Source organism: Actinomadura geliboluensis (assembly GCF_005889745.1).
In the GTDB taxonomy this organism is placed as follows: Bacteria; Actinomycetota; Actinomycetes; order Streptosporangiales; family Streptosporangiaceae; genus Spirillospora; species Spirillospora geliboluensis.
In genome coordinates, this window is the sequence record NZ_VCKZ01000161.1 from 1 (window position 1) to 18,409 (window position 18,409).

Annotated in this window: 16 protein-coding genes; 7 read left to right on the forward strand and 9 right to left on the reverse strand. The window is 70.9% G+C overall.

What is annotated here, in order from left to right; translation table 11 throughout:
* A partial coding sequence (locus ETD96_RS21775) for an oligopeptide/dipeptide ABC transporter ATP-binding protein (RefSeq protein ID WP_338072584.1) occupies nucleotides 1-270 on the forward strand: 270 nt, incomplete at its 5' end.
* Nucleotides 271-336: 66 nt separating this feature from the next.
* Here ETD96_RS21775 and ETD96_RS21780 read toward each other — a convergent pair.
* Nucleotides 337-2,838 (reverse strand): collagenase, encoded by a 2,502-nt coding sequence (locus tag ETD96_RS21780; protein ID WP_138638319.1) that lies wholly within the window; start codon nucleotides 2,836-2,838, stop codon nucleotides 337-339.
* Between the two features lie 324 nt (nucleotides 2,839-3,162).
* Between ETD96_RS21780 and ETD96_RS21785 the strand changes: the two genes are divergently transcribed.
* A complete protein-coding gene (locus tag ETD96_RS21785) occupies nucleotides 3,163-3,687 on the forward strand; it encodes a pyridoxamine 5'-phosphate oxidase family protein (RefSeq protein ID WP_138638320.1) in 525 nt (174 codons plus the stop codon).
* 34 nt (nucleotides 3,688-3,721) lie between these two features.
* On the opposite strand, the gene rox is transcribed toward ETD96_RS21785, so the two are convergent.
* The 3 genes from rox to ETD96_RS21805 form a co-directional block, all read right to left on the reverse strand.
* On the reverse strand, nucleotides 3,722-5,167 hold the full coding sequence (rox, locus tag ETD96_RS21790; protein WP_274704633.1) for a rifampin monooxygenase: 1,446 nt from the start codon (nucleotides 5,165-5,167) through the stop codon (nucleotides 3,722-3,724).
* 249 nt (nucleotides 5,168-5,416) lie between these two features.
* Complete coding sequence (locus tag ETD96_RS21795; RefSeq protein ID WP_138638322.1) at nucleotides 5,417-6,106, reverse strand: pentapeptide repeat-containing protein; 690 nt, start codon at nucleotides 6,104-6,106, stop codon at nucleotides 5,417-5,419.
* Between the two features lie 404 nt (nucleotides 6,107-6,510).
* Entirely contained in the window at nucleotides 6,511-6,702 is a 192-nt protein-coding gene (locus ETD96_RS21805) for a hypothetical protein (protein WP_138638323.1), read from the reverse strand.
* A gap of 122 nt (nucleotides 6,703-6,824) precedes the next feature.
* Between ETD96_RS21805 and ETD96_RS21810 the strand changes: the two genes are divergently transcribed.
* The gene (locus ETD96_RS21810; protein WP_138638324.1) at nucleotides 6,825-7,151 is read left to right on the forward strand and encodes a hypothetical protein; all 327 of its coding nucleotides are present in this window, start codon (nucleotides 6,825-6,827) and stop codon (nucleotides 7,149-7,151) included.
* 296 nt (nucleotides 7,152-7,447) lie between these two features.
* Nucleotides 7,448-8,833, forward strand: coding sequence for an NAD(P)/FAD-dependent oxidoreductase (locus tag ETD96_RS21815; RefSeq protein ID WP_138638325.1), 1,386 nt, complete (start codon nucleotides 7,448-7,450; stop codon nucleotides 8,831-8,833).
* A gap of 135 nt (nucleotides 8,834-8,968) precedes the next feature.
* On the opposite strand, the gene ETD96_RS21820 is transcribed toward ETD96_RS21815, so the two are convergent.
* Together ETD96_RS21820 and ETD96_RS21825 are read right to left on the reverse strand one after the other, a co-directional pair.
* On the reverse strand, nucleotides 8,969-9,373 hold the full coding sequence (locus ETD96_RS21820; protein WP_138638326.1) for a RidA family protein: 405 nt from the start codon (nucleotides 9,371-9,373) through the stop codon (nucleotides 8,969-8,971).
* Nucleotides 9,374-9,506: 133 nt separating this feature from the next.
* Nucleotides 9,507-10,304: a sigma-70 family RNA polymerase sigma factor gene (locus ETD96_RS21825; RefSeq protein WP_138638327.1), complete on the reverse strand. Its 798-nt coding sequence runs from the start codon at nucleotides 10,302-10,304 to the stop codon at nucleotides 9,507-9,509.
* A 542-nt stretch (nucleotides 10,305-10,846) separates the two neighbouring features.
* Between ETD96_RS21825 and qcrB the strand changes: the two genes are divergently transcribed.
* Both qcrB and ETD96_RS21835 read left to right on the forward strand, forming a co-directional pair.
* Nucleotides 10,847-12,490: a cytochrome bc1 complex cytochrome b subunit gene (gene qcrB / locus ETD96_RS21830; protein ID WP_240807983.1), complete on the forward strand. Its 1,644-nt coding sequence runs from the start codon at nucleotides 10,847-10,849 to the stop codon at nucleotides 12,488-12,490.
* Between the two features lie 227 nt (nucleotides 12,491-12,717).
* On the forward strand, nucleotides 12,718-13,080 hold the full coding sequence (locus ETD96_RS21835; protein WP_138638328.1) for a GNAT family N-acetyltransferase: 363 nt from the start codon (nucleotides 12,718-12,720) through the stop codon (nucleotides 13,078-13,080).
* Nucleotides 13,081-13,121: 41 nt separating this feature from the next.
* Here the strand turns inward: ETD96_RS21835 and ETD96_RS21840 are convergent, their stop codons facing one another.
* Nucleotides 13,122-14,108, reverse strand: coding sequence for an SDR family NAD(P)-dependent oxidoreductase (locus tag ETD96_RS21840; RefSeq protein WP_240807985.1), 987 nt, complete (start codon nucleotides 14,106-14,108; stop codon nucleotides 13,122-13,124).
* An 84-nt stretch (nucleotides 14,109-14,192) separates the two neighbouring features.
* On the opposite strand from ETD96_RS21840, the gene ETD96_RS21845 reads away from it, so the two are divergent.
* Complete coding sequence (locus tag ETD96_RS21845; RefSeq protein WP_138638329.1) at nucleotides 14,193-15,125, forward strand: AraC family transcriptional regulator; 933 nt, start codon at nucleotides 14,193-14,195, stop codon at nucleotides 15,123-15,125.
* 10 nt (nucleotides 15,126-15,135) lie between these two features.
* On the opposite strand, the gene ETD96_RS21850 is transcribed toward ETD96_RS21845, so the two are convergent.
* Both ETD96_RS21850 and ETD96_RS47630 read right to left on the reverse strand, forming a co-directional pair.
* Nucleotides 15,136-15,672 (reverse strand): hypothetical protein, encoded by a 537-nt coding sequence (locus tag ETD96_RS21850; protein ID WP_138638330.1) that lies wholly within the window; start codon nucleotides 15,670-15,672, stop codon nucleotides 15,136-15,138.
* A 144-nt stretch (nucleotides 15,673-15,816) separates the two neighbouring features.
* A partial coding sequence (locus ETD96_RS47630; protein ID WP_205719387.1) for a helix-turn-helix transcriptional regulator occupies nucleotides 15,817-18,409 on the reverse strand: 2,593 nt, incomplete at its 5' end.

The following is an 18,409-nucleotide window of genomic DNA, read 5'->3' on the forward strand; positions in this document are numbered from 1 at the left end:
CGCTACGGCGCCCCGGCGCACCCCTACACCCGGGCGCTGCTGTCGGCGATCCCGCTGCCCGACCCGGTGGCGGAGCGGACGCGGGAGCGCATCGTGCTGCGCGGCGACCCGCCGAGCCCGTCCGCCCCTCCGCCCGGCTGCGCCTTCCACCCCCGGTGCTTCAAGGCGCAGGACCGCTGCCGGGTCGAGCGCCCGCCGCTCGCCCCGCTGGACGGGACCGCCGGGCGCGCGGTGGCCTGCCACTTCCCCGAGCGGGGCCCCCTCGCCTGACCGGGGCGCGGCACGAAGCCGGGGCCGGACCTTCGCGGTCCGGCCCCGGCCTTTCGATGCCGCGGGTCAGTACTCGACCTTCACGGCCGCGCCGCTGAACGCCTCCTTCCCATACAGGCTGACGTAGTTGTAACCGGCCGGCGGGTTGGCGATGGTGAGCGTCTCGCCGTTCCCGGTGTTGGTGGAGCGCTGGTTGTAGGACGACGGAGTCGCCCAACTGCCGGAGCTGTAGTAGAGGTCGCCGTCACCCGTCCCGCCGGAGGAGGTGATGGTGATCGACCGGGTGCCGGACGGAACGTAGAGGTAGAGGTAGGCGGTGCCGCCCTTGGCCGCCGACAGGTTGCCGCGCTGGCAGTTCCGGTCGAGCTGCCGGGTGTCGGACCCGGTGCACTCGGGGGTCGTCCCGCCGCCCCCGGCCGACACGGAGATCCGCTGGGACGCGGTGCCGGTGGCCCCGGCGTCGTCGGTCACCGTCAGGGACACGGTGTAGGTGCCGTCGGCCCCGAAGGTGTGGGACGGGCTGGCCGCCGTGGACGTGGCGCCGTCGCCGAAGTCCCAGCGCCGGGACGCGATCGTCCCGTCGGCGTCGGTGGACTGGTCGGTGAAGGCGACCGCGAGCCCGTTCGCGGAGTAGGAGAACCGCGCGGACGGCGCCTGGTTGCCGCCGCCCCCGCCGGCGCACGCGCCGGCCGCGCACGCGGCGAGCCACGTCCGCCAGTCGCCGTCGTAGCGGCTGCCGATCGTGCTGGTCAGGAACGTGCGTGCGGCGTTCCAGTCGCCCGTCCGGTAGTAGCCGAGCACGGTGGAGATGTCGCCGGGATGCTTCTCGAACATGTACCGCACCGCCAGGTAGCCCCAGTAGTAGATGCGGGTCGTGTCATGGCTGTAGGTGGTGTTCCAGAGCGTGCTCAGCGCGTAGGTGCCCTTGGCGGCCTCGGCGATGGCCGAGTCGTTCGTCACCTTCCGGTAGGAGTAGGAGACGTACTCGGCGAACCCCTCGATCCACCAGATCGTGGGCGTGGCGACGTTCGCGTTGAAGTCGCCGTACATGTCGAAGCGGCCGTCCAGGTAGTGCGTGTACTCGTGGTTGAGGTTCCAGATCTCGAACTTCGGGCGCACCCATTCGGCCTCGTAGGCGATGAACCGCGGCTGGTTCCCGGCGGCGGCCGGGTCCCCTTCCAGGTACATCCCGCCGTTGTTGGTGTCGATGCCGAACATCGCGCCCGCGTACGTCTGGTAGTCGGTGCTGGAGTCGAAGACGCAGACCTCGATCGTGGTGTTGCCGTCGTTCGCGACGGGCTTGTTGCCGTCCTTGACGAGGCCGTGGAAGTAGGCGTCCTGGTTCAGCAGGCTCGCGCAGGTGTCCGACAGCTGGGACGCGGTCATGTCCTGCGCCCGGATCTTGATGCTGGAACTGCACGAGTGCGTGATGGTCAGGACGTTCTGGGCGAGCCGCTGCTGCAGGTTGCAGGTGTCGTAGTACGAGCAGTTCGCCTTGTCGTAGAAGTCGGTCATCTCGGCGATGCCGACCCACAGGGGAGCGGTCTTCCCGGTCATCGCGCTCTGGCCGAGCAGCCCCCTGGCCAGGGGCCTGACCTTGCCCTGCAGCGCGGAATGCTGGAGGAACCGGGCCATCTCCCGTCCCGCGTTGGACGCCAGGTAGCTGCGGTCGGTGCCGAGCAGGCCGAGGTGGTTCGCCGCGAAGGAGTTCAACGTGTCGAGGAGGCTCGGGTCCGACTGGACCGCTGTGACGAACTCCGGAACCTGGTGGCCGCGGAACAGCACCGTGTACACGTTGTTGACGGCGTTGAGCATCCACCACGACGCGTCGTAGGAACTGTTGTATCCGTTCAGGAGCCGCTTCACGACGTAGATGTAGCGGGCGTTCTCCTGCGCGCTGTCGATGAGCGTGACCGCCTCGGCGAGCACCTCGCCGTTCGCGTCGCTGACCGTCGACGACTTCGCGTTGCCGAAATAGGCGTCCAGTCCGGCCTGGATCGCGGTCTTCAGCGACTGGCCGTAGCTCCCCACGGTGGAGGGGTTGTACCACTGCACGTAGTATCCGGCGCGCAGGTACAGGACGAGCTGCGCGGTACCGGTGCTGTTGTCGCCCGGATAGTAGACGCCGTTGTCGCGCAGCGCGTACGCGATCGTCGTCATCTGCGACTCGCGGAACGCGTAGTAGGCGTCCCCGCCGGTCAGGCTGAACAGCGAGTTGATGCAGTCGGTCGTGGACGCCTTGACCTGCTGGACGAGCGCGCTCCCGGAACGGCTCGTGAACTCGCTGGGGCTGCAGGCGGCGGCCTTGAGCCCCTTCTTCGCCGTGCTGGACGGCCGCCGGTGCTCCGTGTGCTTCGCGTCGGGGTTCTTGAGCGCGTCCTTCTCCGCCGCCAGCGGCGGCCGGTCCTTCACGGGCAGCGGCGACTTCTGCGGCTGCCGCACCACGTCGCCGCCGGTGACGGGAGGCGGCTTCGGCGCGGCGACCGCCGGCGCGGCCAGGAACGTCGTCCCGAGGACGACCGCCAGCGACGCCACGAGGCATCGCGCGGCTCTGCGTCTGTTTCTCACGGGGGTTTCCCTCCGGGGGGTGGCCGTCCGGCACCGCTGCCGGACGGATTTCGCAGGGGGACTCCGGGGCCCAACTCCCGGAGGCTCGGAAAGGCGTGCGCCCGCAGTGTGCGAACCAGACCCGCCCCGTGGTCATACGCAGATCCATCGAACTGCCTTATGGAGGATCCACCTCGGCACTCCCGGCGGCACCCGCGTCCGGAGACGCGAAGAAACCTGCCAAGGGATGTCAGGTTTTGCCGCCAGGATGGGTTTCACCGGCCGCCATCTAGCGCAGAAGCGGACCGGGCCCGCGAACGAGCACACCCAGAGAGAAGGACCTCGATGTACGAAACGCCCGCAGACCTCAAGGAACTGCAGGCCCTCCTGGACGCCTCCCTGTCCCGCTCCACCTCGCATCTCCGCTCGATCGTCAATGGGGAGCGCGCGGTGACGGCGGGGCAGCTCACGAAGGTCCTCACCGGGATGTGCGTCCTGGCCCTGTCGACCGTGACGGCGAAGGGCGAGCCGCGCATCAGCGGCGTGGACGGGCACTTCCTGCACGGGAAGTGGCACTTCGGCACCGCGCGCGACGCCGCCAAGGCCCGCCACCTCGCCGCCCGCCCCGCCGTCAGCGCCGCCCACATCCGAGGCGAGGACCTGGGGGTGTTCACGCACGGCACGGTCGAGGTCCTCAACCCGCGGGACGGCGAGCCGCACGCGGACTGGCCCGAACTGCTCGCCCACCTCAAGGAGTTCTACGGCGCCGACCTCTTCGACTGGGACGAGGTCGTCTACTACCAGCTCCGCCCGCACTGGATGGTCGCCTACGCGTCCGACATCGCCAAGCTCGAAGCAGACGACTCCTAGCCCGGAACGGTGACCGGGGCACCGCCTCGCGGGATCAGCCGGCGGGCTCGCCGAACCAGCGGGCGAGGTGGTCGTCCAGGTCCCGCCGGCCGTCGCCGATCCAGGCGACGTGGCCGTCCGGGCGCAGCAGGACGCACGGAGCGTCCAGCTCCGCGGCGGGATCCGCGAGGCGGTCGACCCGGTCCGACCAGCCGCCGGCGGTCAGGTGCCCGGTGCGGTCCAGGAGCAGGCCGCGCCCGCGATGCAGCAGGCTGTAGAGGTTGCCCTGGGCCACGCCGATGTCGGGCATGCGGCGGCCGAGCAGGTCGGGGCCGTCGCCGAAGTCGTAGCGGACGCCGATCGCGCTGATCTTCTCGGTGAGGTGGCGGTTCACCTCGTCGAAGTCCATCAGCTCGGTGAGCAGCCTGCGCACGGCCCGCGGGCCCGGTTCGGCGGACGTCAGCTCCGTCTGCGCGCGGGTGTTGTCCAGCACGTCCTCGGCGACCGGACGACGTTCGGCGTGGTAGGTGTCCAGCAGCGTCTCCGGCGCCCAGCCGCGGATCTGCGCGGCCAGTTTCCAGCCGAGGTTGAACGCGTCCTGCACGCCGAGGTTGAGGCCCTGACCGCCGGCGGGCGGGTGGATGTGCGCCGCGTCGCCGGCCAGCAGCACCCGCCCGACCCGGTAGTGCTCGGCCAGCCGGGTGGCGTCGCCGAAGCGCGAGAGCCAGCGCGCGGAATGCACGCCGAAGTCGGTTCCGGCGATGGCGCGCAATTCCCGCTTGAAGTCTTCGAGCGTGGGCGGCTCCGCGCGATCGCTGACTCCCGCGGCGGGGACGACGACGCGATAGGCCCGTTCTCCGAACGGGCCGAGGCTGAAGGACGGATGGGTCTCGCGGATTTCGGCCACCTTGGCGGCGATCTCCTCCCGCGGCGCACCGACTTCCATCTCGCCCATCAGCGTCTCGTTCCGCGAGGGCTCGCCGGGGAAGCCGACGCCGAGCACTTTGCGCACCGTGCTGCGCGCGCCGTCGCAGCCCACGAGGTAACGCGACCGCAGCCGTTCCCCGTCCTCCAGTTCGACGGTCACGCCCTCGTCGTCCTGCCCGAAACCGGCCACCGCGCACCCGTGCCGGACCTGCGCCCCCAGCTCGACCGCGCGTTCTTCGAGCAGCCGATCGATGACCGGCTGCGGGATGCCCAGCAGATAGGCGTACGCGGAATCCAGATCCTTGGGCGCGGGTTTGGTGATGGCGGCGAAATAGGCCCCGGCCGGACGCCGCCTTCCGTGTTCCAGAACGCGCTCCAACAGTCCGCGCATCGCCATCACTTCGAGACTGCGGATGTGCAGGCTCACGACACGGATGAACGAAGCCGGCTCGGTCTCTTTCTCCAGAACGAGGACCCGCACATCGTGCAGCCGCAGTTCGGCGGCCAGCATCGCACCGGTCGGCCCGCATCCGGCGATGACGACGTCGTACGTGAGGGGCGCGCGGTCGGCCATGTCGTCCGACGACGGCCCGGCGGTGAATTGCGAAGAGCGCATGGGGTGTTGCCTTTCGGGAGTGCCTGACTGGCGAGGCGCTCCCGGCGACCCCTACGTCAATCGCCCGACCATGACGACGAGGGGAGCACCCACATCGATACAGCGTTCATGGGTCTCACCTCCTCGGGCGGTGTCACGGCCACCCGCAAGCTATAGGCCCGGACAACGCACCGTCCACTCCTTTATCCGCCACCTCGCGCTGCCGTGTCAGTCGATCGTGATGCCCAGCGCGGCGGCGAACTGGTCGAGCGCGGCGGCGGCGTCCGCCCGGGACATGATCGCGCCCTTCAGTGAACCGATCCCCCCGATCCCGGACAGGTCGCAGCCGGAGAAGCGGACCTGGGTCAGCCGAGCCCCGGAGAACTGCGCCGCGGTGAGGGTGCAGCGTTCGAACTGGACCCGCGTCAGCTCGGCGTTCTGGAAGTTCGCCTCCGACAGGTTGCAGTCACGGAACACCACCTCGCGCAACTGGGCGAACCGGAACGAGGTCAGGTCGGCGCGGCAGCCGGTGAACAGCACCTCGCGCAGCGCGCCGTCGTCCAGCCGCATCCCGGTCATCCGGCAGTCCAGGACGGCCGTGGTGGAGACGTGGGAGTCCCGGAGTTTCAGGTTGGCCAGGTCGCAGCCGGTCAGCTCGGCGTCGGTGATCTCGGCCCGGACGAGCGAACCCGCCAGCGTGCCGCCCGCGAAACAGCACCGCTCGACCTCGACGTTCTCGGTGTCGGCGCCGGTCACCCGGCCGGGGCCGTAGGCCAGCGACAGGTACTTCCCGTCGTGGGTCAACTCCAGGTCGGCAGGGGAGGCCGGGGAGAGGCTTTCCGGAAGCCGGGGCGGCTTGGGGTCGCGGAGCGGCGAGACGCGCTGAACGCGCCGGGCACCGCGGGTGCGGGCTGGCATGGCCGCGACGTTACCGGTGCCGCCCCCACACGCGGACGAACCACACCCGACCCGGACCGCCCCGGCCGCAACCCGCCCGGATCGACGTGCGACTTCGGCGCCGCGCTGGTGGCCGACCACCCCGAACGCTTCGGCCTCTGGGAGTCGCTACCGCTGCCCGACGTGCCCGCCGCCACCGGGGAGGCGGCGCGCGCCCTCGGCACTACCGTCCCTGCACGCCTTCGCGAAGCCCGGACACGTCCTCTACGGCAGCGACTGGCCCTTCGCCCCCGACCTGGCCGTCTCCTACTTCACCGACTTCATCGCCACCGACGACGCCATAGCCCGCACCAACGCCCACCCGCTGTTCCCCCGCCTGGCACCGAAGTAGCCGCCCAACCCCGACCGGCACCGAAAACCCGGCACTAATCAACGGGATCGCGCCGGCCTTCAACGGCACCCGCAATGGCGCCTGCGATGGCACAGAGGATGGCAAGAGCGTAGAAACCGACGCCTTCGAGGCCCATGGCGTCGGCGATGAGGGCACCGAGAATGAAGCCTATGCAGAACCCGCTGAAGGTCGAGAGAAGGGCCAGGACGCAACCAAAGCAGCTCATGCGATGCCTCCGGCGGCACGGGGGTGCCCTCGCGTTGTCATCGTAAGCCCGTAGAGCGTTCGCGGCGGCTCATGTGCCCTTCAGGTCGGCCGACTCCAAATCGTGGGGCAGAATGAGAACCCGTGACCGACAATGTAGTCCGTGCCGAAGAAGTGGTCGAGTACCTCAGGCAGCGGCTTTCGGCCGAGGGCCTTTCGGCGACCTTTGAGTTTCCACTCTACGAGCACCCATGCGGCGTGGACGTCGAGTTTCCCGCCGGGGGCGGCCCCCACTTGGAGATAAGTGCGGCGTTTGCCGAGGTGCGAGTCCTGGACCCGGTTGACTTCGGCTTGTCTCTCACGGATCTGGGGGACTACGTCGTCATGCTGGCGCGCGGGGTGCCGCCCAAGGATGCCCTGAAGGTTCTCCAAGGGAAGGACCGTCGAGCCCGCTGGTGGCGGCGGAGATAACGGCTGGTACGGCGAGTCCGTGCCGGTGGCGATCTGCCCTTGACGCCCGGCGCGGCAGTTCGATGGCGCCGTCCAGCAGCAGTGGCGTGCCGTGCGTTGCAGGCAAAGGCGGCCGGCTGTCACAAACCCGAGGATCCGCCGTGTCATACAGGGCGACCGGACGCCGACCGCGGAACGCACCGGGCCGGGCCCGGCCGGGCCATGCCGGGCTCGTGTTCGCGTCTTCCCCGGTCAGAAGGATGCGTGGGACTCGCTCCCGCAGCCTGCGGACCACAGAGATGAAAGGACGCGGGGATATGGACAGTGCCGTTGCGGAGCCGACGGGGTCGAGCCGGAAATCAGGGGAGAAAGGGACGAGGCGCGCGAGGATCGTCATCGTCGGGGCCGGGTTCGCGGGTTTCTCCGCTGCCCGCACGCTGTCGCGGCTTGCCCGGGGACGGGCGGAGATCACCTTGGTCAACCCGACCGATTACTTCCTGTACGTGCCGTTGCTGCCGGAGGTGGCGACGGGACTGATCGACCCGCGCCGGGTGGCGGTGTCCCTGCCTGCGGCGCTGCCCGGAGTGCGGATGGTTCTGGGGCAGGCGGAGCGGATCGACGTCGATGCCGGGAAGGTGCACTACACCGATCCGGAGGACGGGCTCGGTGAGGTCGGCTATGACCGGCTTGTACTGGCCGTGGGCAGCGTGAACAAGCTGCTGCCGATCCCCGGCGTGGCCGAGCACGCGCACGGTTTCCGGAGCATCCCCGAGGCGCTCTACCTGCGAGACCACGTCGTCCGGCAGATCGAGCTGGCCGACGCGACCGACGACCCGGCCGAACGCGAGGCGCGCTGCACGTTCATCGTCGTCGGAGCCGGCTACACCGGGGTCGAGGTGGCCGCGCACGGCGCGCTGTTCACCCGGTCCCTCCTGCGGAGCCATCCGCGGCTGCGGGACGTCACCCCGCGCTGGCTCCTGCTGGACGTGGCCGACCGTGTGCTGCCCGAGCTGGACGAGCGGCTGTCGCGTACGGCCGACCGTGTGCTGCGCGAGCGCGGTGTCGAAGTTCGGATGGGCATGTCGGTCAGGGAGGCGACCCTGGACGGCGCGTGGCTCACCGACGGCGTTTTCGTGCCGAGCAGGTCGCTCGTCTGGTGCGTGGGGGTTCGGCCCGACCCCGTGGTGAAGGGCCTCGGCCTGGAGACCATGAAGGGACGGCTGGTGGTGAACGAGTATCTCCACGTGCCGAACCGTCCGGAGATCTATGCCTGCGGTGACGCGGCCGCGGTACCGGATCTGCACCGCCCGGGCGAGGTGACCGCGATGACCGCGCAGCACGCCGTCCGGCAGGGCTCGCGGGCGGCGCGCAACGTCGCGGCGTCCTACGGCACCGGTGAGATGCGCCCCTATCGGCACCGCGACCTGGGGTTCGTGGTCGATCTGGGCGGGATGCAGGCGACCGCGAACCCGCTGGGGGTGCCGCTGTCGGGGCTGCCCGCCAAGGTGGTCACCCGCGGGTACCACCTGCTGTCACTGCCCAGTAACCGCTCGCGGATCGTCATGGACTGGCTCCAGAACGGGCTTCTGCACCGCCAGACCGTCCAGCTCGGCCTGGTGCGGTCTCCGATCGTGCCGTTGGACACCGCCGCCCCCGAACTGCCCACCATCCCCCATGAGCGCCGGCGGCCGTCGCCGAAGTGACGGGCCGGTACTCCATGCGGCACGGCCACCGCCGACCGGTCGGGTTCCCGCGAACCCGCATGATCACGGCGGTGGCCGTCGCGCGTTCGGTCTCGATGACCTCGGGGCGTCCGTAGGCCCGGATCGGCTCCGCGCCTACGGTTCTACGTCGAGGCGCACGATCGCGCCGATCTCGACCAACTGGTCCGGGAGGGCGAGGTCGGAGACGCCCAGGACGGTGCTGGTGGGGCGGTGCTCCCCGAAGTACCCGGAGTGGAGGCGTGCGGTGGCGTCGAAGTTCTCCCGCAGATTCCTGACCAGCACCGTCGTTTCGACGATCTGGCCGCGCTCGGCCCCGAAGTGCTTCAGCACCAGGTCCAGGTTGGCCAGTGTGGTCTTGACCTGGAGTTCGAAATCGCCCGCGCCCACGAAATTGCCGTCCTGGTCGTGGGACAGCTGCCCGGAGACGCGGACGGTGTCGCCGACTTGAATTGCCTGGCTGTAGCCGTAAAGGGCTTCCCACGGCATGCCGAAGCCGAATTTCTTCGCCTGGGTGGTCATGAACAACTCCTTAGCTGGATGGTGATGCCGGGTACCCCCGCCTCGGCGGTCTACACCGCCGCCGGCGCGGTGACCACGATCTTTGGGGGAGTCCTTCCTTTTTGCCGGTCTGTGGTACTGCTACGGCGGCGAATCACGCCGCGCGCCTGCGGTCGGCGGGCAGGGGTGCCGTTTCTCCGATGCCGCCGCCAGGGCGGGAACCGGCGGAGGCGGACGCGAAGAGGTCTTCGAGGGCGGCGATGTTCCCGCTTCGCGAGGCGTCACGGAAGACGCGTACGAGGCGGCGGTGCTCGGCCCTGTCGATCGGTTGGCGGTGCGCCGTGGTCAGGCGCTTGCGGGCGCGGCGGAAGAGCTGGCGGGCATTGTCCGGGCTGATCCGGACGATCTCCGCGATCTCCGAGTGGGGGTAGTCGAACGCCTCGCGCAGGATGTAGACGGCGCGTTCGGTCGGGGTGAGTCTCTGCAGCAGCACGAGGAGCGCGAGTTCGAGCGCCTCGCCGAGTTCGGCGCCGGCGGCGAGGTCGGTGCCGCCGTCGGCGAACTCGGGGGGCCTGCGCCCGATGGAGATCTCGCGTCGCGACCGGGCGGACTTGGACGTGTTGATCGCCAGCCGCGTCGTGATGAGAGCGAGGAAGGCGGGCGGGTTGGCGATGGCCGGGTGGTCGGCCTCCCACCAGCGCAGCCAGGTCTCCTGGAGGACGTCCTCGGCCTCGGTGGCGCTGCCGAGCATCCGGTAGGCGATGCCGAAAAGGAGCGGGCGCGCCCGGGTGAAGACCGAAGTGGCGTCTTCGGCTGTGGCGTCCGTCGTGCGGAGTTCCGGGCCCGTTGCCGGCTGCGCGGTTCCTGCGCGGGCGCCGGAGGCGCGCCCTCGCGCGGCCGGTCCCCGAGCGTGCCTGGTCATAAGCGGTTCTCTCCCTTTCCGCCGTGCCATCCGGCATGGATGTCAAGAGCACCGAACCGGCCGTTCCCGGGCACGCGGAGGCGTGCGCTGCTCCGGCTGCCGTCCGCGCCCCGACGCGGTACGGGCGCCCGGCTGACGGGACGGCACCGCTTCGTGGACGTGCCGTCAACCAGCGCAGGCATGGGACATGGCTTCCCCCCGCGGCCCTGACCAGCGGCCCCCCTCTCAGTGAGGTCGACCGTACGGCCGGGACCGGCGCGACAGCGTGCGTCGGATGACTTAATCCGGCGTGCTCGCCTGGATCCCGAGGTCGGCGGGGAGTTCGCCCCGACGCCCGGCGGAGGGCCTTTTTCCTCCGTGGACAGACGCGGCTGTCACAACTCGAGGGACCTACTTGGTCATCCCTGATGAGAACCCATGACCCCTGATAAGGACCAAGACCTTATGCATGCCATCACTCTCCGAAGTCGTGAGGCCGGTCTTGCCGCGCTGCCCGTGACGGACACGCCTTACCGGCATGCCTCCGGGAACGGTGCCGCCGCGCGGGCGCGTGCCGCAGCCGGGAGGTTCCCGTGGTAGCCGATCAGAAGGGCCGCGGCGCACCGGGAGCGCTCGCGGGCGCGGCCAACGCGATCGACGAGCGGTTCGGGGGAGCGGCATGGGCCCGGAAGTCGATGCGCAAGGTGTTCCCCGACCACTGGAGCTTTCTGCTCGGTGAGATCGCGCTGTACGCGTTCGTCATCATCCTCCTGACCGGGGTGTACCTCACCCTGTTCTTCGTGCCGAGCATGGAGGAGGTCGTCTACGACGGGTCGTACACCAAGCTGCGGGGCGTCGAGATGAGCCGGGCGTACGAGTCGGCCCTGCGCATCTCGTTCGACGTGCGGGGCGGGCTGCTCGTCCGCCAGATCCATCACTGGGCGACGCTCCTGTTCATGGCGGCGATCCTCGCCCACATGCTCCGCCATTTCTTCACCGGTTCGTTCCGCAAGCCCCGCGAACTGAACTGGCTGGTCGGGATCGTGCTGTTCATGCTGGTGATGCTGAACGGGCTGTTCGGCTACTCGCTCCCCGACGACCTGCTGTCCGGCACCGGCCTGCGGATCCTGGAGGGCGTCATCCTGAGCGTCCCCCTGGTCGGCAGCTACGTGCAGATGTTCCTGTTCGGCGGCGAGTTCCCGGGCGACATGATCATCTCCCGGCTGTACGTCGTCCACGTCCTGCTGATCCCCGGCCTGCTGGCCGCGCTGATCCCGCTGCACGGGGTTCTGATGACCTGGCGGGTGACGCACACGACCTATCCCGGCAAGGGCGCCACCAACAAGACCCAGTACGGCTACTCCTTCTTCCCGGTCTTCATCGGCAAGACCACCGCGTATTTCCTCTGGGTCTTCGCCACGTGCGCCATTCTCGCCACGTTGTTCCAGATCAACCCGATCTGGCTGTACGGCCCCTACGACCCGGGCGCGATCAGCTCCGGGTCCCAGCCCGACTGGTACATGGGCTGGCTGGAGGGCGCACTGCGGATGATGCCCGGCTGGGAATGGAACGTCATGGGGCACACCGTCGCGTTCGGCGTGCTCATCCCCGCCCTGATCGTCCCCGGGACCCTGTTCACCGGGCTGGCCCTCTACCCGTTCCTGGAACGCTGGGTGACCGGCGACCGCCAGATCCACCACCTGCTGGACCGTCCCCGCGACGTCCCCGCCCGCACCGGCCTCGGCGTCGCCGGGATCGTCTGGTTCGGCACGCTGTGGGCCGCCGGCGGGAACGACGTCATCGCGAACGCCTTCCACATCCCGCTCTACTGGACGACCTGGTTCTTCCGCGTCACCTTCATCCTCGGCCCGGTCCTGGCGTACGCCGTCACCTACCGGATCTGCATCGGCCTGCAACTGCGCGACCGCGGGCTGGTCGAGCACGGGGTGGAGACCGGCGTCATCGTCCGCTCTCCCGACGGCCGGTACTCCGAGGTCGAGCGGCGCCCGCGTCCGGAGGAGGCCGCCCCCATCACCGACGAGCGCCCGCCCCCGGCCATCGTCCTCACTCGTTCCGAGCAGAACGGAGTCCAGGCCCCCGAAAGCCGCCAGGCACTCGGCAGGCTTCGCCTGGCGCTCAACCGCCGCTTCACCGCCGATCTGGCCGAGCACCCCGAGCCGCCGGACGGGCACGAAGACCGGGAACGAAAAGCGGTCGAACCCAGCGCGCACGACTAGGCCGAAGACACCGAGCGGCCGGCCGTCGAGCCGACGCCCGTCGCCGCCGGGTTCGCCCCGGGCACCGATAAGAACCGAGACGATAACGAGTCAGGGGAGACAGATGCGACCGTTCCTGGACAGGGTGATGCCCGAGGCGTGGCAGGCCGCGCAGACCTTCTCGCAGGAGATCCGCGGCACCACCCCGGCACGACCGAGAACACGCCATCACAGGAAGAAGGACGACCATGACCGGCCAGCGCTTCGAGGTGCAGCATCGGCCCGATGAATCACGCTACGTCCTCATCGACCACGACGCCGCCGACCCGGAGGACAAGATCATCGGTGAGGAGAGCTATGTCGACGTCGACACCACCGGCGGCGTCCAGCGAGTGCTGTTCCACACGGGCGTCTCCGAGGACTACAGCGGCCAAGGGCTCGCCTCCCTGCTGGTCCGCACCGTGGTCGACGACGTCATCGCCCGCGGATACGCCATTGTTCCCGTCTGTCCTTATGTCGCCGCGTGGCTCCCGAAGCACCCCGAGTACAACGACCACATCGTCAAGCCCAGACCGGAACATTTGCGCAAGGTGACCTCCCGCCGGAGATGACGCGCGCCCACGGGCGCGGCGCCCGTGGGCCGTTCCCTAGGTCAGCGGGCCGTCTCGATGGCGTCGGCGGCGTAGGTCCAGAGCCGGTCTGCGGCCTCCGGGTCGAGCGCGTGAGCGGCGACGCCTTCCTTGGGCTCCTCGTCCCCCGGCGCGGGCCGGATCTCCTGGTTGTCCTCGAAGTACTGTCCGCTGACGCCGTCGAGCAGGGGCGAGGCCGCGAGCAGCACGGAGGTCGCCGCTCCTTGGGCGGGGGTCTTGTAATGGGACGGCGGGACGAGGTCGCCCGCCTCGTCCATCACGCCGAAGCCGCGCAGTTCGTCATCGCTGAGATGGCGTTGCAGCTTGGTCAGGATGAAACCCGGGTTGAGCGCGTTCGCGGTGATCCCGTCGTCGCTCCAGCGCTGGGCGACGCCCACGGCGTGCAGGCCCATCGCGGTCTTCGACTGGCCGTAGGCCGACCACGGGTCGTACGGGCGCCGCTCGAAATGCGGGTCGTCGAAGACGAACGGCGAGAAGAGGTTCGCCCCGGAGCCGACCAGCACGATGCGGGACGAGCCCGCGGCCTTGAGATGGCCGTGCAGGCCATTGGCAAGGGAGAAATGCCCGAGGTAATTGGTCGCCAGTTGCATTTCCCAGCCGTAGGGGGTGAGCCGCCGGGCGGGCAGCGCCATGATCCCCGCGTTGGCCACCAGCGCGTGCAGCGGCCCCCGCCACGCGTCCGCGAAGGCGGAGACCGACGTCAGGTCGGCCAGGTCGAGCGCCGCCGCCCTGACCGCGCCCGCGCCGGTGACGGCCGCCAGTTCCTCGATGAGCGCCTTGGCCTGGGCGGGGTCGCGGGTCGCGATGGTGACCTCGGCCCCCGCGCGGGCGAGCGCGCGGACCGTCTCGCTGCCGAGCCCGGACGCCCCACCGGTGACGATCATGCGCCGACCGGTGAGGTCGACCCCGTCGAGGATCTCCGCGCCGGTGGCGCGCGGGCCGAACGAGGTGGTGAGACGCCCTCGCGTCGTGTTCGTTGTCGTGTCCACGGATCCTCAACGTACGGGCCGGGAACCGGACTCACTACGATCGAACGTCCAGATTCCTTTAGCGAGCGTCCAGGGAGGCCGTGCGTGGATCCCTTGGAGGACGTCCTGGCGCTGCTCGGCGCCACCAGCCGTATCTCCACGTCCCTCGCCGCCGGCGGAAGCTGGGCGATCCAGTTCGCCCCTCAGACCGGAGTGAAGTTCAACGCCGTCCGGCGGGGGCGCTGCCACCTCAAGGTCGAGGGCCGTGCCGACCCGTACGACCTGCAAACGGGCGACTGCTTCCTGCTGACTCAGCCGCGGCCGTTCACGCTGTTCAGCGATCCCGCGGCGGTGCCGGCGCCGGCGGAACCGATCTTCCTGGCGGCCGTCGACGGGGTGGCGCACGCCGGCGACGGCGACGACGTCTTCATGATCGGTGGCGCGTTCTCGTTCGGCGACCGGGCGCGCACCCTGCTCCTCGACGACCTACCGCCCGTCGTCCACATCCCGGCCGCGGCCGAGGAGGCGTCCGGCGTCCGGTGGGCGATCGGCCGGATCGACGCCGAACTGCGGCACCGGCGCCTCGGCTCGACGCTCGTCGCCGAGCACCTCGCCCACGTCATGCTGATCCAGGCCCTCCGCGTCCACCTCATGCGGGACGCCCCGCACACGTCGGGCTGGCTGGCCGGAACCGCCGACCCGGTGGTCTCGGTGGCGCTGCGGCAGTTCCACCTGCGCCCCGCGCATCCGTGGACGGTGGAAGAACTCGCCCGGTCGGCCGGTGTCTCCCGTTCGACAATGGCGGCGCGCTTCAAGAGCACCGTCGGCATGGGCCCGTTGGAATACCTCACCGATTGGCGGATCGAACTCGCCGCCGACCGTCTCCGGGGCGGTGACGACACGGTCGCCACCGTCGCCCGCGAGGTCGGATACGGCTCCGAAAGCGCGTTCAGCGTGGCGTTCAAACGGGTCATCGGCATATCTCCGGGCGCCTACCGCCGAAAGCAGAAGCCCCCGCCCGTCTCCGTCAGCGAATGAGGGCCTCGCCCTACCGCCCCCTTGCGTCAGGGCCGATGCGGACGGGACGGATCTCGGCGAACAGGGTGAGCTGGACGGGACGGAGCCGCCGCCGTGCCTCGCGCGGCCACCACAGGGCGGCCGACGCGAACACCGTCTCCAGGACGATCTTGAGGTAGGGGACGCCGGTGCGCGCGTTCGGCACCCGGGTGCAGGTTCCCGACAGCGCCGTCCGCGTCTCCCGGTGCCCGAGGGCGAGCGTGCCGTGTCCCTCCAGGCCGTGCGGCTCCGCCTCGCTCGGCCGCAGGCCCGATGCCTCCCAGGACAGGCTGGACGGGTACCGCCCCCACCGCCGGGCCGGAAGCGCCTGCTCGGGCAGGTCGAGGCCGAGGGAGAAGCCCGACAGCAGTCCGGACGGATTCAGGATGAACGCCCCCTCCAGGTCCGCCGACCGGAAGATCGGTTCGGTGCCGCTTCCGGTGACCGCCGACAGGACGGCCTCGCTGGCGGTGCCTTCGATGCGCCATGAATCGGGGTCGGAATAGTTCTTTCCCGGCAGCGCGTCCATCTCGGCTCCCTGTCCTCATAATCCGGCGGGTGTCGGCCGGCCCGGCTTTAAAGGAAGACCAGCGCAGTGCCGCAGATGTGACATCACGTCCACCTGGGACAGCACATATCGCGCATTCGGGTGACGGCTCAAAAGGGAGCTGGTTCACGGGTCGCGGGCCATCACCGTGGCGAGTCCGGTCCGTGAGCCCACGCCGACCTTCGGGTAGATCCGGTAGAGATGGGTGCTGATCGTCCGCGGCGACAGGAAGAGCCGGTCGGCGATCTCGCGGTTGCTCAGCCCCTCCGCGACCAGGCGGGCCACCTGCAGTTCCTGCGGGGTGAGCCGGTCGACCCCGCCGGACCGGCGGTGCCGCCTCTCGCCGGTGGCGCGCAGCTCGGCGTGCGCCCGGACGGCCCACGGCCGTGCGCCGAGCGCGTCGAACGTCTCGGCGGCGGCGCGCAGCACGGGACGCGCGGCCGACGGGCGGCCGCGCCGCAGCAGGGTGCCGTGGGCGAGTTGGAGGCGGGCGCGTTCGAACGGCCACTCGGCGAGATCGGCCTCCAGCGCGCTCTCCAGCGCCTCCGCCGCGCCCTCGCCCCGCGCCAGCAGCGCCTTCGCGCAGTGCAGGAGCACGCGCAGCAGCGGCGATGCGCCGGTGGCGCCGACCGGTTCGAGTTCGCGGACGCGGGCCGCCACCCGGTCGTGGCGGTCGCTGCGGGCTCCCGCCTCGGCCAGGTGGCCGAGCACGGAGAAGCGCACGTACGGGTGGTATCCGACCGCGGATGGGTCGAAGACGGCGTCCAGCTCGTCGTGGGCCTCGCAGTAGCGCCCGTTGGCGAGCGCGTGGACGCCGCGCGCGACCCGGACCAGGCAGAGCATGGGGTGCGCGGCGTTCGCGAGCAGGGCGCGTTCGCCCCGCTCGGTGAGGTCCCGCACGGCCTCGCCGTTGCCGCGGAGAGCCTCCGCGTGTGCGCGGGTGAGCATGTTGGGCACCTTCAAGCCGCCCTGGCGGGTCTCGGTCGAGAGCGCGTCGGCCTCGGCCGCGGCGGCGCGTCCGAGGGAGGCGTCTCCGCGCTGGACGGCGTTCCAAGCCTGAAAGGCGAGCGCCCAGGTCAGCGTGACGAGGTTGCCCTCGCGGCGGCTCCGGGCGATGGCGTGGGCGGCGAGCCGCGCCGCCAGTCCGAGTGCGCCGACGCCGGTCGCGGCCGCGGCGAGGGCCGCCAGGTCCGGGCCGGGAAGGCCGGGCCGGGCCAGCAGGGCGTCCAGCCGGTCGACGACCACCGCGCCCCGCTCGACCGGCGCGACCAGGCCGAGGGCCGCGACCAGCTTCGGTGTCAGCGGCGGCAGGGACAGCCGTTCGAGCAGCCCGACGCCCTCGTCGCGCAGCTCCCGGCCGGGATGGGAGAAGTACGCGCGCACTGCGACGCGGTGGAAGACCTCCAGCGCCCGCTCGTCCCGGCCGGACCGCCGCAGCCGCTCGGCGGCGTCGAGATGGCAGGGCAGCCGCGCGGCGCCCGACCAGGTGCCGGCCTCGACCTCCTCCAGCCACTGCCGGACGACCCCGTCCTCGGCGGGCAGGTCGTCGGGGACGATCGCGCGCAGGAGCCGGTCCGCCCCGTCGTGGTCGGCGAGCTCCATCGTCGCCTCCAGTGCCCGCAGCAGCAGGCTCGCGCGCCGCCCGCAGTCGCCGGTCAGCCGGGCGGCCTGCTCCCAGGCCCGGGCCGCCTCGCCGGACGCGCCGCGCCGGTGCAGCCGGACGGCCAGGCCGTCCAGGTCGGCGCAGACCCGCTCGTCCGTGCCGACGGTGGCGGCCGCGCGGTGGTGGAGCGCCTGGTCGGGATCGGGGACGGCCGCGGCGAGGGCGGCGTGCGCCCGCCGCCGCCGGGACAGGCTCGCGCCCTGCCGGATCGCCGACCGGACCAGCGGATGGCGGAACCGCAGCCGGAACGCGTCGTCGACGTCGACCAGCCGGGCGGCGATGGCCGGTTCCAGGTCCTCGACCGCCGGCGTGGTCCGCGCCATGGCGCCGCCCGCCGCGAGGATCTCGTCGAGACGGTCGCCCTCGTCGAGCGAGGCCACCAGGAGGAGCGTGCGAGTCGCCGCAGGCAGTTCCGCCACGGCGGCACCGAAGGAGCGCCGCAACCGGGGCGTCAGCGGCAGTGCGGCCGACGGCGGGCCCTTCTCGCCGATGCGGGCCGCTGCCACCGCGAGTTCGGTGAGGGCGAGCGGGTTGCCTGCGGCTTCGCCGAGCACCCTGGCGCGCAGCGGGGCCGCGAGTGCGGGCGCGTGCTCGTCCAGCAGCATGGCCGAGGTATCGTCGCGCAGCGGCTCCACCCGCAGTTCGGGCACCGGCAGGGCGGCGAGCCGCGACTCGGTCTCGGCGCCGTCGCGCATCGCCAGGATCACCCCGACCGGGGCCGCCGACAGCCGCCGCCCGACGAACGCCAGGGCCTCCCAGCTGGGCGCGTCCACCCACTGCGCATCGTCCACCAGGAGCAGTAACGGCCGCCGCGCGGACCGGCCGGTCACCGCCGCGAGCAAGGCCAGGCCGAGTTGGAACCGGTCGTCGCCGCCCACCGGCGACGGCACGGTGCCGCCGAGGAGGCCGAGCATCGTGTGGGCGGCGGCGAAGGGGAGAGGGAACTCGGCCTGCACCCCGGTGAAGGAGAGCGTCTCCACGGCCGAGCCCGCCGTAGCCTCCTCCGCCGCTCTGAGCAGGGACGATTTGCCGACCCCCGCCCCGCCGCGCACGACC